A 15,542-nucleotide genomic window follows, 5' to 3' on the forward strand; every position below is an offset into this window, starting at 1 on the left:
TGGTTTTTTAGCCGCAAACGACTACCAATGGTCGCCTTTACCGGCCAGTTTTTCTTCCATCCACTCGGTGTCGCGGGAAACGATGCGTGCAGGCACCCCTACAACCGAGCAGCCATCAGGAACATTGTTAATCACCAAAGAGTTAGCCCCCACTACCACATTGTTGCCGATGGTAATATCGCCCATTACTTTGGCGCCCGCCCCTAAAAAAACATTGTTGCCAATTTTAGGAGGCCTTCCTGCCTGACCACGTAAATGCCCTACTGTGACATTTTGGAAGACAATAAAGTTATCGCCCACTGTGGTTTTAGGTAAAAAAATGCCGGAAAAATTATGGATGGCAAAACCCTTCCCCACTTTCATGTGGACATTAATGTAAATCCCAAAACAGATCACCACCAAAAACCATGCGGCTAAATAAGGCAACATCAAGGGAAACTTAATAAAAGGTGATTTTTGTTGGTGTACCCAATGTCCATAACGATAAACAATAACGGCAATAGTTCCTGGCTCCATAAAAACTCTAACGTTTTTAGTCATCCAGCTATCATTTTTGAGAAACCAGTTTTTTTTAAGGTCAATATCTGACTTAATTAAAGCCAACAATTCAGTAAAGCCCATTACCTGATCTCCTCAATAAATTTGCATAAATTGGCCAGGCTACTGAAGATTTCTGGTGAAAAAGCATCAAAATCTATTTCCTGGTCAAGTTCGTTCTCAATTTCCGAAATTAAGCTGATACGGTTGATTGAATCCAGTTCCAAAGGGGCGTTTTCGTCATAGCCTTCATAACTCTCCCCTTTTACAAGAGAAACCAGATTTCTGACGAGTGTCATCGATGTTTGTTGTTCCATTATTAGTCTCTGTTAGGTACTAAAAAAGTAAAGTTAGCAATATATCCGCCAAGGAAAACTCTCGGTGATGATGATTACCGGTTCATGGGCAATATAAATTCGGTAAGTCCTAAACACATAATCGTGTTTTCCGGTTGGCTGGTCGATGTTTACCTGTCCCAGCATTTGTTTTTTAACACCAACATCCAATATTTGGCGATAGGTTTCAAGACCGCAATCCCTAATCAACATGCCAATTCCTAAAGACCCAGCCAGCAAACCATCACGCAGATTTTCGGGCAAAAGCTGGTGATGTATCACTGAAAAAGCATTGGCATAACAATTACCTGAATTTTTACCTCTGAGCCGTACATCCCTAAGCAAGACCTCCTCACCTGTTTCAGCTTTAAGCCAAACAATAGGCTGCTCGGTTTTCTCTACATTCTGGTATGCCATATCGACAATAACAGGTTCCCAGTAATAGGCCTCCAAACTTTTGGTGACCGTGCCATCGGTTATTAGAATGGTACGGAGGAAGGGCGGAATATCTTCCATTGCAATACGGCTATTGTCATCACATCCAAGACTGATTCCTTGAATGTAACCATCGCTACGGAAACAATCTTGGATGCCATCATCTTCACGTTTGTCGTATAAATCTTTCAGCATATGCAATTAGCTCCATTGTCATTCAGAAAAAAATTACCCAACCGCTCGTATTCTATAAATCAACTGCTATCCTTTATAAAAAACTATTGTTAAAACTACGCTATAGACTAATAAAAAACTATATCTGTTTATGAACTAAATTGTTTCCTATTAAAACAGAACTTCATTAAAGTTGCTTTAATTGTAGTTAGAGGATTAAATAATAACGTTAATCATCAAATTACTGAGCAAACTATGCAACATTTCCGACTTTCTATTATCGTTACTGCCATCTGTTTGGCAGCTGCTTTTTACTGGTCTGGCGTAACCGGCGCTGCTATCGCGCTTATTCTGGGGGTGCTGGAAGTCAGCCTGTCGTTTGACAATGCCGTCGTCAACGCTTCTATCTTAAAGCGTATGGACGAACGTTGGCAGCAATATTTTTTAACCTGGGGTATTTTGATTGCCGTTTTCGGCATGCGTTTAGTTTTCCCTATTGCCATCGTATCGGCTGCAACCGGCATTGGCTTTGTGGGTGTCGGTGAAATGGCCTTAAGCAACCCTGAAACTTACGCCAAACATTTGGAAGAATCCCACGTACAAATTGCCGCATTCGGTGGCATGTTTTTGCTGATGGTATTCTTCTCGTTCATCTTTGACGAAGGCAAAGAATTGCATTGGCTAGGCAAGATTGAAGAAAAACTTGCCCACTTCGGCAAATTGGAATCCATCGAAATCATCCTCGCCTTGTCTTTACTGATGCTTACCCAGTACTGGCTTCCTGAAGCCATCCGCCACGAAGCCTTAGTATCCGGCACTTTTGGGGTAATCCTGTATGTAATCGTTGACAGCTTGGCGGCTTTGTTTGAAGACGAAGAAGAAGGCGAGCAGCTCGCCGGCAATATCAAAAAAGCTGGCATGATGAGCTTCTTATATTTGGAAGTACTGGATGCATCCTTCTCGTTCGATGGTGTAATCGGTGCGTTTGCCATCACCCAAGACGTCATCATCATCATGCTGGGTTTAGCCATTGGCGCCATGTTTGTACGGAGCTTGACCGTCTTCTTGGTTCGCCAAGGTACTTTGGACGAATACGTATTCTTAGAACACGGCGCCCATTATGCTATCGGCACATTGGCGGCCATCATGCTGATTAGCATGACCTATCATGTACCGGAAGTGGTCACAGGATTAGTCGGTGCGGTACTGATTGGCTTATCGGTCATGTCATCCATCCATTACAAAAAGCATCACGCCGATTAATTAATCCGTTGCCGTAAGTTGGGCTTTAAGGATCATCAGCCCAACTTACGTTTTAAACGGAACAAAGCCGAAATATCCTCATCCCCAAAACCCGCAGCCATCAGTTCCTTATAAGCCAGCACAGTGGCATCCGTTACCGGTAACGGCAACCCCACCTGATCCGCCATCGCTTGGCAAATCAACAAATCTTTATGATGCAAAGCCAGCTTAAACCCCGGTGCAAACGTGCCGTTCGTCATGGTTGCGCCACGATGGTCAAGAAACCAATTGCCCGCCGCACCGCCTGACACCGCCGCCAACACTTGTGCCATCGGCAAAGCTTGCGCCTCGGCAAAAGCTAAAGCTTCGGTCACCGCTTGGTTAATCCCGGCACACATAATTTGATTGACCGCCTTAGTTGCCTGCCCGGAACCCGTCGGGCCGATATGCAAAATACGCGCAGTCATGGTTTCCAAAACCGGACGGGCTTTATCCAAAGCTTGGTTCGAACCGCCCACCATCATCGACAAGGTGCCGTTCTTCGCCCCTTCCACACCGCCCGACACTGGCGCATCCAGAAAATCCACTTGCTTGGCTTGTAAAATTGCCGCTGCTTGAATGGCCGTCTCTTTGCTGACCGTAGACATATCGACCACCACCGTGCCTGGCCTGACTGTTTCGGCAATCGCCTCCACAACCGCCAAGACATCGGCATCGGCAGACACGCACATCAGCACCACATCCACCGCAGCGGCAAGCTGTGCGGGCTGCTCATAAACAATCACATCCAGCTGCTCGGCAAAATCGTAAGCTTTTGCCGCCGTGCGGTTGTAGACAGCACTTAAATAACCGCCAGCCGCGACATTAGCCGCCATCCCCAAACCCATTGCCCCTAAACCAATCATGCCTGCTTGCATGGTATTTCTCCTGATAAGTGTGGCTGTTTAAACCTGATGCCAATTGATAAAACTTTATTGCACTGCATTAAGTGAACTATACCTTATCCAAACAGCATTGAATGCGATAGCCGCTCATTTCCGCACCTCACTATATTTAACACGCTAAATTCAAAGCCATTGGCTTCATCTGTTCATTACAATTACCTCTGGACATTTACAAAGGCAGAGTAGAATGCCCCCGTCCAAACCACGTACACAACTAATCACGAGGCAATCACATGAACGAACAAGCATTTTGGCAGTTTTTTGATGAAGTGAATCAAGCAGCAAACGGCGATATGGATGTCAAATGCGAGCTGATTAAAGATAAAGCCGCGCAATTAAGCAAGCAAGACGCCATTGACTTTTCGCACTTGTTTAACGAAATGATGGACAAAGCCTATTCTTGGGAGTTGTGGGCGGCGGCTTACATCATCAACGGCGGTTGTGGCGATGATTCTTTTATGGATTTTAGATCCTCGCTGATCGCACAAGGCCAAAGCATTTTTGAACAAGCCCTGTCCGACCCCGATTCATTAGCCGAGGTTGAAACCGACGATGATTACGATTGGTGCTATGAAGGCATTCAATATGCGGTCAGCGACGGCGTGGAACTGGCAGCGGGCGATGTGCCACCCAGGAAGTCCGCGCATCCCAGCGACCCTTCTGGCGAAGAGTGGGATGAAGATGACTTGGCGGATTTGCTGCCCAAACTGGATGCCAAGTATTCTTAACCCCTTATTGGCTGCACTGAAGCTTGCAAGCTATCGCGTCAGTGCAGCCATCAAAAACTAAGGCTTACCCAAACGCCGTGCGGCATCGGCAACCACGCCTGCCAACTCCGGTTGCCTTATATCTTCCTGGTAAATTTCCAAATACTGCATACCGTAATCGACCGCAATGTTAACAGCGCTTGCCAGCATCGTTTTAGGGTCGCACGGACTGATGCCTTTGTTCATACGGCAGCTGGTGTCGTTACTGACACGCCAGAGCATTTGCGCGGCAATATTGGGGCGACTATCGTACAACACACGCCATCCACCCATGTTGTCGCCAGCGGCTGCGGTCAGCGGGTCGGGGCTGAGCGCATTTAAACTGTGCCGTTGGGCATAGAAACGTCCTGGGTAAGTGGCATTGGCATAGGCGATGATTTGTTTTTGGACATAATCAATATCGGCTCGGGCGGTATCCATCGGCCTAACAATAGTGCCAACCGCCATCCGAACGACTTGGTTTGGGAATGCCGTCATCGTGACATCAATAATTTGTTTACAAATATCAATCACTTTTTCGCTGGAATACCCTAAAGACAACAAGTTACTGACATCTTGGCTGGTGGAAGGCACCGACCAATCATCGGTGTTGGCGTTAAGGCAATGGGCATGGATTGAAACGATTTGCCGGTTGTTGGTGTAGCGCGCACCTAAAACACGGATGAATTGTTTTTTCTGTTCAAGAAAAATAGGATCCCAAAACAACGGGATTTTTTGCTGCTTACCGTCTTTGGCAAAACTGAAACTTTTTACGCCCAAACCATATAGCCATTCAGGACTACCGACACTACTGCCTGAAATGGCCAAGAGCATGATTTTTTTATCGCTTGCCGATAATCTTGCCAGCTCGTTATCAAAATAACTCCAATCGTACACGCCTTTGCTCGCTTCAATTAAAGGCCACTTATCGCGGATGACCACACCCGCAACGTTGGGGTTATTAATAATCTCTGATGCTGTTTTTATTCTTGCCGCCACCAGCGCATATACCCCCACCGGTTTGACCGTAACTTCTGCTTTGGCTGGCACGGAGCAAGACGGCATTACCGTTAAAATAATGAAGCCGAACAAGAATAAACAAGTATTTTTTAGCATTTTCATTCGTTTTACCTCACATGGTTACGCTTCCTGCGGTTTCTGGGTTAACGGGCTGTGTGCAGACGTTCCAATCGACTCAATACGGATGATCCTTATCTGAACTTAGGACTCGAAAAACAATAGTAAGTCAGCCTGTTCACTAAAAATATTTTTTAATCTTGTACCACAATGACCGCTCACTGATATCCAATAACTGCGCGGCTTTGGCCTTATTGTCGTTGGTGGCAGTCAAGGCTTGCTGTATCAATTGCTTTTCCAAGGCTTCCACTTGTTCGTTCAAGCCAAAGCAACTGATCGCCCGTTCTGCCGAATTCGTTAGACTGGGCGCGTTATCTTCCAGCACATCGGCGGGCAAATGTTTGATGCCGATAATTTTACCGCCGCTTAAGACAATCGCGCGCTCCATCATATTTTCCAGCTCGCGGACATTGCCGGGCCAACGGTAGGCCAGCAAGCAAGCTTCGGCATCCGCTTCGATACCTTCAAAACTAAAGCCAAAATCACGGGCATGTTTATCCAAGAAAAAACGCGCCAGCAACAAAATGTCCTCTTGGCGTTCGCGCAATGGCGGCAAGGCTATGGTGAAAACATTCAGGCGGTAGAACAAATCCTCGCGCAGTTTTTGTTCGCTGATGGCTTGGCGCGGGTTGCGGTTAGAAGCGGCGATGACACGGACATCAATGCTAATGGTCTGGTTGCTGCCGAGCCGCTCCAAGGTACGTTCTTGCAAAACCCGCAAGAGTTTGGCTTGCAGATTGATGTCCATTTCGGTGATTTCGTCCAAAAACAAGGTACCACCATCCGCCAATTCAAACTTACCGACATGGACTTTGTTAGCGCCGGTAAACGCGCCTTTGTTATAGCCAAACAGTTCGCTTTCTAAAATGGTGGCGGGAATCGCAGCGCAATTAATGGAAACAAACAAAGCCTTGGCACGCGCTGAAGCATTGTGGATAGCGCGCGCCACCAGTTCTTTGCCGGTACCAGTTTCGCCTTGGATCAGCACACTGGTTTTAGTGGCGGCAACTTGTTCAATTTGCGTATAAACGGCTTGCATCGCGGGGCTATTGCCAATAAAACCATGCCAGCCTTGTTCGACTTGTTGGCGCAAATAGCGGTTTTCGCGCTGCACTTTTCCTAAACGTAAGGCGCGTTGCACGGCAGCGGTGACGGCATCCATCTCAAAAGGCCTTACGATATAATCGCTAGCGCCATAGCGCATCGCATCGACAGCACTTTCCACCGTGCCGTATGCGGTGACCACAATCACCGGAATATCGTAGTTGTGTTCCCGCAATTGCCGCAGTAAACCAATACCGTCCAGATTAGGCATACGCAAATCGGTAATCACCAAATCGGCGGCTTGTTCGGACAAAATCTCATACGCCTCACGTCCGTCAGCGGCTTGCAATACGTCATAATCCATTTGCGTGAGCATAATCTCCAAAAGGCGGCGCATTTTGGGTTCATCGTCCACAACAAGAATGGTTTGTTTGGGCATGTTTAACTTTCCTTTTGAACAATAGGTAAAACGACATGAAAACTGGCACCGCCCAACGGGCTATCGGCGACAAACACCAAGCCTTGGTGGGCTTGCACAATTTGCTGGACAACCGTTAAGCCCAAACCGATACCGTCTTTGCGTTGCGTGAAAAAAGGTTCGAAGACTTTACTTTTGTCTGCATCGGCAATACCCGCCCCATCGTCGTTGACGCAAATCTCCAAACTTTGGCCTGAATTGGCAGAACTCACTTGCACGTTGCCGCCGGCATGGACATGCTGGATGGCGTTCATCACCAAATTGAGCAACACTTGGATAAGATGGTCGCGGTCGCAATCCAATTGTGAGGGTTCGGCTATTAGGTGAGTGCTGAGCCGAACTTGGCGGCTATCCGCTTGGCTTTGCAGCAATTCGAGGGTGTGGGCGATGATGTCATGCAAATCGTGGCTGACAAAATGCGGCGGCCTGGGTTTGGCGCAGGCCAGCAACGTAGTTATCAAATCGTTCAGGCGTTGCGTTTCACTGAGAATGTAGGACGTCATTTCCACGCCAATTTCACTTAAATTGGGTTCGCGCTCCAAGATTTGTGCAGAAGACCGCAAAATACCCAGCGGCGTCCGCACTTCATGCGCCATGCTGGCAGCCATTTCGCCAATCACCGCCAATTTGGCGACCCTGACCAAATCTTGGCGGGATTGCTCCAAATGGTTAATCATCAGCAAAAATTGGATATTCAGCTCGGTGATCTCACGGCTGGTTTTGGCATGAGGCGGAAAATTGGATTTGCCGCGGGTAAAGTCGCGGGTAAATTCAGCCAAGCGCACAATAGGCTTGGCAATCTGGCTGGACATCCACAGCGACACCAACACGCCCAGCAGCAAAGTCAGCCCCAAATACATCAAAATGGCTGACCATAAATTCCAAACGGGCAGCAACGCGCTTTGGCTAGGCTGTAAAATCAGCACCCGCCAACCTAAGCCGGCAAAGGTGCGGTAGCCTTGACCTTTAGCGTAACCAACCAAAACTTCTTCATCGTTGATAAAATCGACGTTGATGGTAACGGGAGTTTCCGCCGCATCCATTTTTTTCAGCAATTCGGGCAAGCGTGAAAATTGCACGGGTTTGTCACGGAGAATACTGGAAGTGGCGATAACTTGTCCGTCGGCATCAACCAGCAACGCATAGGTCGGCGAGTTTTTCGAACTGTACGGCAGTGGCGTATCGAGCAGGCGGTCAATTTCGTGCCAGTCAAATCCCGTATACAAGCGCCCTAACTCGCCCGTGTTGAAAGCATCAGGAATGGCGGTGGTAAAAATCAGTTGTTGGTTTGGCTTATCCAAAGGCAACAAGGCGTGGCTTATGTTTTTATGCTTAACCACCAGCCAAGGCGCTTGCTGCGTATAGTGATGCCCGATCACGCCTTTATCGGTGGCGGCAATGATGTTGCCTTGGGGGTCGGTGACGAAAATTTGTCCGTAAATTCCGCCATAGCCATGCTGTAACTCGCTTATATAATTTGCCAAGCGTTTATCCACGTCGCCGACGTGAATTTCTTGCATAATCTCCAAGTTGCTCCACATTGACATATTCTCCAGGCGCTCGAACAAGCCTGTGTCAATTTGCTGCATAATGGTGGTGGCTTGCGATTGCAGTTTGTTATTGATTTCTTGCCATAAAATATCGCGAAAATGCGCGTATATCATTAAAGTGATTAACAAAGCCGATGCTAAACTAATCAACAGATAAGAAATTAATAAGGTAAAGCGTATGCTCATCAGTTATCTCTTAGTGAACAATAAGATATGACCCAACGTTTACATGTGTACATTCTGTTGTTACTGGCAGCGGCTCAGCTTGGCCTAGCAAAGTGTTTTGCGGAGGAGATCAGTATACCGCCATCTTACCAGTGGGGACGAGGAATCAGCTGGCCCGATGCCAACTTTAACTTGGGCGGTTACGCCAATTTAGGCTATCAACGGCCTCAGAAAGGTAATGACCAATTTAAATTGGATGAATTCAGCCTATTCCTGACGTGGACGCCACACAAACGCTTGCGGTTTTTTTCCGAAGTGGAAGTGGATGATTGGCTATCGACCCGTGGAATCGCCAGCCTCAATGATGCCTTACGGGCAGAACGTCTGTTTGTCGATGTTTTGGCTTCGGAAACCACCACGGTGCGTCTCGGTAAGTTTTTGACGCCCATTGGGCGCTGGAACGTTATCCACGCCGCACCGTTAACCTGGACAGCAACCCGCCCGCTGATTACCGATGAACAATTGTTCAGCCCGCACCTGAACGGCGGCATGGTAACGCAACGCCTGCAAATCGATGACAACAACATCGACATCTCCGCCTATGCCGACTATTCAGGCAAACTGGATATTTTTGACGACAGCAGCAGCGGTTTTGAAAACAGTTTTGGCGGGCGCATCAATTTAGAATCCGGCAACAATTGGCAAGTCGGCATTTCGTACATCAACTTCAGCAAAGAAATGAACCCCAAGTTGGACCGTAACGACTTGTTGGGCGTGGACTTTATTTGGAAAAAAAACGGCTATGAAGTGATGGCTGAAGGCATTTACCGCCACGCAGGCGATAGCCAAGGCCAAGAACAAGGTTTTTATATGCAGGGCGTGGTGCCGCTGGCGGACAAATTTTTCGCCGTTGGGCGTTATGAATACCTTAACGGTACACATCATTTCATCACGACTGATGACCACATTGGCGTGGCGGGCTTGGCGTGGCGGCCTTACGTACCCTTGGTGTTCAAGGCCGAATATCGCTTTGGTGCAGAAAACGACAGCTTTGCGCCTAGCGGTTTTTTCACCTCCATTTCCACGCTGTTCTGATGATGGCCCTACGCATTTTAATTTTATTGCTGTTGAGTCTGGGTGCAGCCAGGGCGGACGAGCTGTTAGTAGTTACCGGCTTGGATACGCCCGTAAAAGACCTCAGCAGCAAGCAATTGGAAAACATTTTCTTGCGGAAAAACCTGTTGGGCAAAAACGGCCTGAAATGGATTCCGCTCAATTTGGCACCTGAAAACCCGTTGCGGCGGGCATTCTCAGAAGCTTTGCTAAAACGTAAACCCGAAGCACTGGAAACCTATTGGAACGAGCAATATTTCAACGGCATTACCCCACCCCATGTGGTGGCCTCCGAAGAAGCCATGCTACGATTTGTGACGAATACACCCGGCGCTATCGGCTATATTTTGCCCTGCCATTTGGATAATCGCGTGCAAGTCATCCTGAAACTAGCGACCGCTTTCGAATTGAAACCGCTCTGTACAAGCACGTCCGAATAAACATCCCAAACGCTTCACCATAAACTTTTCCGCATTTGCCATGATTAACTAAAGACGGGGCTGTTAACGAAAAACCCCTGGCATACTTGCAGGATTTTTTTAACCTCCCTATAAACTCAGTGTTGCAACAACCTTAGCACTTCGCAATCCAACGGCGACGGCGTAGGTACCCCTGCGAACATGAACAACACTTTTATGATTAGCGGCTGGTTGGTGTTTTGGCATCAGCAATCCTATCCATTCTGGCGTACAGAAATCTTTTTTGTACGCCATCTGCTGCTGATTTGTTTACAATCAGGCTGAACCTCCTTCTTTACAAACCATCGAACCCGCATTCCTTAAATTTCATTTTAAATTGCCGCTATGACCACACCACCCGAACGCTTCCGGCGCTTTAAGGACATTTCCGTCAGTGAACGCATCTTAAACACCGTGTTTCTGCTCACCATCGGCCTAGGCTATCTGGCGGCTCTCGCCAATTTGTATTACACCCATCAAGGTTTGGATGGCAAAGCGGGTTTGTCGATGGAAGATGTCGTCATCAGCTACCACGGCTCCAATACGCAAACCCGTTTAGGCACGGCGATCAAAGGTATTATGAAGCCCAATCTGCGCTATTCGTCAGACCAAGATGTGATTATGGAATGGATCCATTCCGGTGCTGATGAACCGGGCTATACCGACAAAATTGCGCCGATCTTAAACCGCGACTGCGTCATCTGCCATACACCCAGCATTAACCCGTCATTACCCGATTTGACCAATTACGCTGGCGTTGCCGAAGTGGCGCACGGCGGCGGCGCAACCATCCCAACGTTAGTAAGGGTCTCGCATATCCATTTGTTTGGCATTGCCTTCATTTTGTTTTTTATCGGCAAGATTTTCTTGCTGTGCGAGATCAACGTTTATGTCAAACGGATTGCCGTGGTGATTCCGTTTGCAGCGATGTTGCTGGATGTGTTGTCGTGGTTTATCACCAAATCGACACCGTCATTCGCTTATGTGGTGGTACTCAGCGGTGCGCTGATGGGCTTTTCGATGGGTATGCAGATTTTAATCAGCATTTATCAGATGTGGTTTTTTAAGAAACCTAGATATCCAAGGTGTTAGCAGGCTTTTGACGATAAAGGCTTGGCGTACAAAAAATATCTGTATCGCCAAGCATCAGCATAAAACTTAACCGCCGACTTGGGCGATCCAGTCTTGTAAGTTGTAGTAGTTGGTGATGCGTGCCACTTTGCCGTCGCGGATGTCGAAAAACGCACCGGCTGGCAAGCGGTATGTTTGACCGTTGGCGGCAGGCAAACCTTCGTCAGACTGCAAATACTCACCCAGCACCACAAACTCCGCCGCAGCACGGCTGCCATCGGCAGAGGCCATGATGACCATATCAACCAACTGTTCTTTATAGTTGTGGTTCATGCAGGCCATAAACTGGGTAAACGCCGCTTTACCGATCTCACGTTTACCTTGGTTGATGTCGTGGATGACATCATCGGTCAGCAGGCTTAAAAAAGTATCCATATCGGCGCTGTTGAAAGCGGCGTAGTATTGTTCCACCAGTTTGATGCTATCTTGGTTCATTGTGACTCTATAAGGCGATAAGGTTAAAAAACGGCTTATTATAGACAATTAGCCAAGATAGCTCGACAGTTTTCAATATCATGTCCCATGCCATAACAAGCATTTAAACATCCACCATACGCTGGCAAACCGCGTTATCGCCACAGAAGCGATTGATGATCTCGGCCTTGGCATCCAACCAATCACGCACATCGTCGCCGGGCATAAAATTGCGTTGCTCGGCTTTGTAATAGGCCGCTTCGGCAATCATAGTTTCCAAATTAGCGGGCAAAACGGGCGTTAAAACGGCATCGGTTATTGGCGTAAAACCGAATTTCAGCAAACCCCACACATGCTGTGGCGACGGGCTTTTAATGCCTAAGCACATAGGATTGGCTTCGGTTAAAGTTCCCAAACAACGATCCCAAATGGACAACACCGAACCATAGTTGCGGTCATGTTCATGCCGTTGGGTGGAATGATGGGCTTTATGCAAATAAGGCACAATCAAAATGCGCGCCAGCCACTTTTCGCCTTTAAAGCGGATATTGCTGTGATGGAAAATGACAAAGCCAGTAAAGAAGATTTCATTCATCAACAGCATGGCTTGGTCGATGCCCATCGCCACCACGTAAGCCGCTTTAACCAATGTGGTAGCCAGCAATTCCAGCACATGCACGCGAAATGCAGTGGAGCTGTTCAACACCTTGTCGTTATGATGCACACGGTGAAACATCCACAAAGGCGTAAAACGATGACAAGCCAGATGCCACGCATATAAAAGTATGTCCAGTATCACAAAAGCGAACACCGCTTGCCAAAAGACGTTGGGCAACAAAGCCAACACGCCCTGCCCGGCAAATTGCCCCGCCAATAAAAACAAAGGCGCGGTTGACAACAAAGACATCGCCAAGCTGTTAATGACAAACAGCAACAGATTGGTTTTATAAGATTGCCGCAACATCTTGCTGGGGGCTTTATCTCTGGGAGTTAACAATTCCAAAGCGATAAACACACACAATAAAGCCAGAACAATAACAGCAGCCAGTTCTTGCAACGACACCAGCGGCAAATTGAAGTTAGCGTCAGATAAGGTTGAAAAATTCAACATGGGCTTTTCCTCACTTTAGTATTTCGTGCAACGGTTTGCGACTATCCATAAAGCTAAGGCGAAACAATAACGCGCCTATATTATCAACAAATCAACACACAAAAATCCAATTAATAAATCATTATTGCCCAACTACGACACATGACCGCTTTTTAAAGTTCCCTCGACAAAATTCAGGCGCCATAATGCTGACGCACAGCCTGAGCAAGCTGACGTGATTAAAATATTTATTTAATTCAAATGCTTGAGAAAATTACTGCTGTTTTCGAAGGAAAAACGGGAGGATTTTATGACAGATTTGTAACCAATAAATGGCTATATCCTTAGATTGTAAATTATTTAAATACTAATTAGCGACAATCGCCAAAATAAGCCACCAGCAATTGGCAATCAAATAAGGTGTTTGGGTATCTGACCGTAATCAGTATTCGCAAAATGAACTCAATCACCAAGCATACGGTAACCGTTCTGGCGGCACAGCCCAAAATCCTATAGCGGGTATGGCTGCTGCAACGCCAGACCGAAATGATCCACCAAACAATGGGCAACAACAACATCATATGCACCGTAATCCAACTGGCGATGGTGTAAGTCAAATTGCCAATCCGATAATCAATGTAATAAAGCACCGCATTGACGAAAATAAAAAACGGCCAAAACGCCCGCCATAATGAAGCATGGCCCAGCCATGCCGCATGCAGGAACAAATACCAACTGGGCATCGCCATATCGCGCCAATTTTTCTCACCTTCAGGCGTGTACACATACACCAACAGCAACAAAGCCAACAAAAACACGCCTGCTTCCAGCTCTGAAAGCAAGTGTGTATAGGTAAAAATGATCGGTAATGTGGTGATGAACATCAGAAAAACGTCCTCAAACGGAACCGCACCAACGGCGGCTGTGTTTTGACTATAACGGCAATGACTGAAAAGGCAATGTTGTTAATTTATGTATTTTTTGGTCTCTAAAGTCACCTGACTTATACTGGGGCGTTTATTTTGGGCCCCGTGTCTGCTTGTGTTCTTTTTGCCGAGACTTTCTATGAAAAAACAGCTTATTACAACGTTCATCAACACAGCCTTGTTTTACACGAACCCTGCAGCAGCGCTGACTCAAGTGCAGCTAGATAACTTAGCGTCCAAGCTTTCTGCAGAAAGGTCCGCGCGTGTCAGCAGCAGCACGGCAGGCTATGCGCAACTCATCGGTTTTATATCAGACGCGTCTGTTTCCGGTTATGTTTTGGATGTCAAAAACAGCCAAGGCTCCGGTATTGATATTATCAAACTGCCTCTGGATCAAGAGATTGCCAGCTGGGATAACATCAAGCTATCGCTACGAGGCAGCTTCAACTACGCCAGCATAGATACCAAAAATATCCTTGATGGCTTTTCTGGCGATACCATCAAACCAAGTTCTGAAGCCTACAGCGGCATGGTGGGATTGTTGTTTGCCATCCCCTTAAACGAAAACTGGACACTAAAACCCGTACTCGATGCAGGCGTTGGACGTATAGAAAATACGATCGCTTATCAAGGCTCGGATGCCCTGCAAGCCCAAAAGTTAGTTGAAAGCTTAGTTATCAATTGGTCAACCAATACAGTGCTAATGAACACAGGACTAGGATTAGACTACCGATACACCTTTAAAGATTTCAGGCTGGACTTAAAGGGCAATTATAACCACACCTTAATTTCCAGTTTTTCCGAATCCAATTCATTTGCCGGCTTCACCGAACAAACCGATTTATTGCATTTTGCAGCCGACCTAAGCACACCGTTAGGTGTGGATATATTGACTTACCCGTTGTCCGGCGTACTGCATACCGACCACACCGTTTTTCTCGGCAACCATAGCAATGCGCTGGGATTTAGCCATCTAAACGCGTTTGGCTACCGCTTCGAAACTGATTTTAGCAAGGATGGGTGGTACGTCAGCACCGGCGCTTTAGGCTTTAATTACTTGACGGGCGATAATGTTGAAGGCTACGAGCTGGTTTTTAATGTGGGATTCTAATGAAACCAGTACATTGTCTTGAGACAAGCTGCGTGGAAAAATGCGTTTTCCACGCCAACTAGTTGAAATCCGACGAGACGATTAAATATCAAAGAAAAAACAGCGGGTCTTTAGTCACCGCCACCACACCAATATAGGCGAAGCAAGCCATCGCCGCCAAAAATGCCAACCAACGGACGGTGCCACGACGGCGCATGGCAATAGTCGCGAAACCGATATAGGCAATCAACATAATCAGTTTAGCCACTATCCAGCCATATTCGCCTGAAAGCCATTGCCCTTGGAAAACCAAGGTGGCACCGCTTAGCAACAGCAAAGTATCAAGCACATGCGGCGCTATCTTCAACCACTTTTTCCGTAAATATTGCGGCTGGGTTTCTGACAAAATAATTCTGCCGATAAAGCTAATAATGGAAACCATCACTAAGCTAAGGTGGAGCATTTTAATCATAAAGTCCTCATGAGGTTTGCAGCGACCGTTTGGTCGGCTGACATAGGAAAGGGGGTTGGAA

The 15,542-nt window shown here is 47.1% G+C and carries 17 protein-coding genes; 6 read left to right on the forward strand and 11 right to left on the reverse strand.

From position 1 onward, the window contains the following. Nucleotides 1-21: 21 nt before the first annotated feature. The 3 genes from ACYQ1O_RS09325 to ACYQ1O_RS09335 are packed head-to-tail and all read right to left on the reverse strand — an operon-like array spanning nucleotide 22 to nucleotide 1,502. Nucleotides 22-606 (reverse strand): serine O-acetyltransferase, encoded by a 585-nt coding sequence (locus ACYQ1O_RS09325; protein WP_459991390.1) that lies wholly within the window; start codon nucleotides 604-606, stop codon nucleotides 22-24. Between the two features lie 14 nt (nucleotides 607-620). Continuing rightward, on the reverse strand, nucleotides 621-854 hold the full coding sequence (locus tag ACYQ1O_RS09330; RefSeq protein WP_459991391.1) for a phosphopantetheine-binding protein: 234 nt from the start codon (nucleotides 852-854) through the stop codon (nucleotides 621-623). Between the two features lie 33 nt (nucleotides 855-887). Continuing rightward, nucleotides 888-1,502: a chorismate--pyruvate lyase family protein gene (locus ACYQ1O_RS09335; RefSeq protein WP_459991392.1), complete on the reverse strand. Its 615-nt coding sequence runs from the start codon at nucleotides 1,500-1,502 to the stop codon at nucleotides 888-890. Nucleotides 1,503-1,736: 234 nt separating this feature from the next. Here ACYQ1O_RS09335 and ACYQ1O_RS09340 point away from each other — a divergent pair, with 234 nt between their 5' ends. Then, on the forward strand, nucleotides 1,737-2,744 hold the full coding sequence (locus ACYQ1O_RS09340) for a DUF475 domain-containing protein (RefSeq protein ID WP_459991393.1): 1,008 nt from the start codon (nucleotides 1,737-1,739) through the stop codon (nucleotides 2,742-2,744). Between the two features lie 35 nt (nucleotides 2,745-2,779). Here ACYQ1O_RS09340 and ACYQ1O_RS09345 read toward each other — a convergent pair whose 3' ends face one another. Then, the gene (locus ACYQ1O_RS09345) at nucleotides 2,780-3,640 is read right to left on the reverse strand and encodes an NAD(P)-dependent oxidoreductase (protein WP_459991394.1); all 861 of its coding nucleotides are present in this window, start codon (nucleotides 3,638-3,640) and stop codon (nucleotides 2,780-2,782) included. Between the two features lie 260 nt (nucleotides 3,641-3,900). Here ACYQ1O_RS09345 and ACYQ1O_RS09350 point away from each other — a divergent pair, with 260 nt between their 5' ends. Then, nucleotides 3,901-4,395, forward strand: coding sequence for a DUF4240 domain-containing protein (locus ACYQ1O_RS09350; protein WP_459991395.1), 495 nt, complete (start codon nucleotides 3,901-3,903; stop codon nucleotides 4,393-4,395). Nucleotides 4,396-4,452: 57 nt separating this feature from the next. Here the strand turns inward: ACYQ1O_RS09350 and ACYQ1O_RS09355 are convergent, their stop codons facing one another. The 3 genes from ACYQ1O_RS09355 to ACYQ1O_RS09365 all read right to left on the reverse strand — a co-directional run bounded on the left by ACYQ1O_RS09355 (nucleotide 4,453) and on the right by ACYQ1O_RS09365 (nucleotide 8,808). Beyond that, a complete protein-coding gene (locus ACYQ1O_RS09355) occupies nucleotides 4,453-5,535 on the reverse strand; it encodes a beta-galactosidase (RefSeq protein ID WP_459991396.1) in 1,083 nt (360 codons plus the stop codon). 136 nt (nucleotides 5,536-5,671) lie between these two features. Beyond that, on the reverse strand, nucleotides 5,672-7,033 hold the full coding sequence (locus ACYQ1O_RS09360) for a sigma-54-dependent transcriptional regulator (protein ID WP_459991397.1): 1,362 nt from the start codon (nucleotides 7,031-7,033) through the stop codon (nucleotides 5,672-5,674). 2 nt (nucleotides 7,034-7,035) lie between these two features. Next, on the reverse strand, nucleotides 7,036-8,808 hold the full coding sequence (locus ACYQ1O_RS09365; RefSeq protein ID WP_459991398.1) for a sensor histidine kinase: 1,773 nt from the start codon (nucleotides 8,806-8,808) through the stop codon (nucleotides 7,036-7,038). A 27-nt stretch (nucleotides 8,809-8,835) separates the two neighbouring features. On the opposite strand from ACYQ1O_RS09365, the gene ACYQ1O_RS09370 reads away from it, so the two are divergent. The 3 genes from ACYQ1O_RS09370 (at nucleotide 8,836) to ACYQ1O_RS09380 (ending at nucleotide 11,450) form a co-directional block, all read left to right on the forward strand. Beyond that, nucleotides 8,836-9,882, forward strand: a complete 1,047-nt coding sequence (locus ACYQ1O_RS09370; protein WP_459991399.1) for a hypothetical protein — start codon at nucleotides 8,836-8,838, stop codon at nucleotides 9,880-9,882. Continuing rightward, on the forward strand, nucleotides 9,882-10,340 hold the full coding sequence (locus ACYQ1O_RS09375) for a type 2 periplasmic-binding domain-containing protein (RefSeq protein WP_459991400.1): 459 nt from the start codon (nucleotides 9,882-9,884) through the stop codon (nucleotides 10,338-10,340). Before ACYQ1O_RS09370 ends, ACYQ1O_RS09375 begins: the two co-directional genes overlap by 1 nt. A 363-nt stretch (nucleotides 10,341-10,703) precedes the next feature. Beyond that, nucleotides 10,704-11,450, forward strand: coding sequence for a hypothetical protein (locus ACYQ1O_RS09380; protein WP_459991401.1), 747 nt, complete (start codon nucleotides 10,704-10,706; stop codon nucleotides 11,448-11,450). A 66-nt stretch (nucleotides 11,451-11,516) separates the two neighbouring features. Here ACYQ1O_RS09380 and ACYQ1O_RS09385 read toward each other — a convergent pair whose 3' ends face one another. The 3 genes from ACYQ1O_RS09385 to ACYQ1O_RS09395 all read right to left on the reverse strand — a co-directional run bounded on the left by ACYQ1O_RS09385 (nucleotide 11,517) and on the right by ACYQ1O_RS09395 (nucleotide 13,877). Beyond that, the gene (locus ACYQ1O_RS09385) at nucleotides 11,517-11,924 is read right to left on the reverse strand and encodes a ketosteroid isomerase-related protein (RefSeq protein WP_459991402.1); all 408 of its coding nucleotides are present in this window, start codon (nucleotides 11,922-11,924) and stop codon (nucleotides 11,517-11,519) included. A gap of 103 nt (nucleotides 11,925-12,027) precedes the next feature. Next, nucleotides 12,028-13,014 carry a sterol desaturase family protein gene (locus ACYQ1O_RS09390; protein WP_459991403.1) on the reverse strand — a complete coding sequence of 329 codons (987 nt, stop codon included), beginning with the start codon at nucleotides 13,012-13,014 and terminating at the stop codon, nucleotides 12,028-12,030. Between the two features lie 350 nt (nucleotides 13,015-13,364). Next, nucleotides 13,365-13,877 carry a hypothetical protein gene (locus ACYQ1O_RS09395; protein WP_459991404.1) on the reverse strand — a complete coding sequence of 171 codons (513 nt, stop codon included), beginning with the start codon at nucleotides 13,875-13,877 and terminating at the stop codon, nucleotides 13,365-13,367. 181 nt (nucleotides 13,878-14,058) lie between these two features. Here ACYQ1O_RS09395 and ACYQ1O_RS09400 point away from each other — a divergent pair, with 181 nt between their 5' ends. Next, nucleotides 14,059-15,030 (forward strand): Solitary outer membrane autotransporter beta-barrel domain, encoded by a 972-nt coding sequence (locus ACYQ1O_RS09400; protein ID WP_459991405.1) that lies wholly within the window; start codon nucleotides 14,059-14,061, stop codon nucleotides 15,028-15,030. Nucleotides 15,031-15,118: 88 nt separating this feature from the next. Here the strand turns inward: ACYQ1O_RS09400 and ACYQ1O_RS09405 are convergent, their stop codons facing one another. Next, the gene (locus ACYQ1O_RS09405; protein WP_459991406.1) at nucleotides 15,119-15,481 is read right to left on the reverse strand and encodes a SirB2 family protein; all 363 of its coding nucleotides are present in this window, start codon (nucleotides 15,479-15,481) and stop codon (nucleotides 15,119-15,121) included. Between the last annotated feature and the right edge of the window lie 61 nt (nucleotides 15,482-15,542).

The organism is Methylosoma difficile (assembly GCF_054657615.1).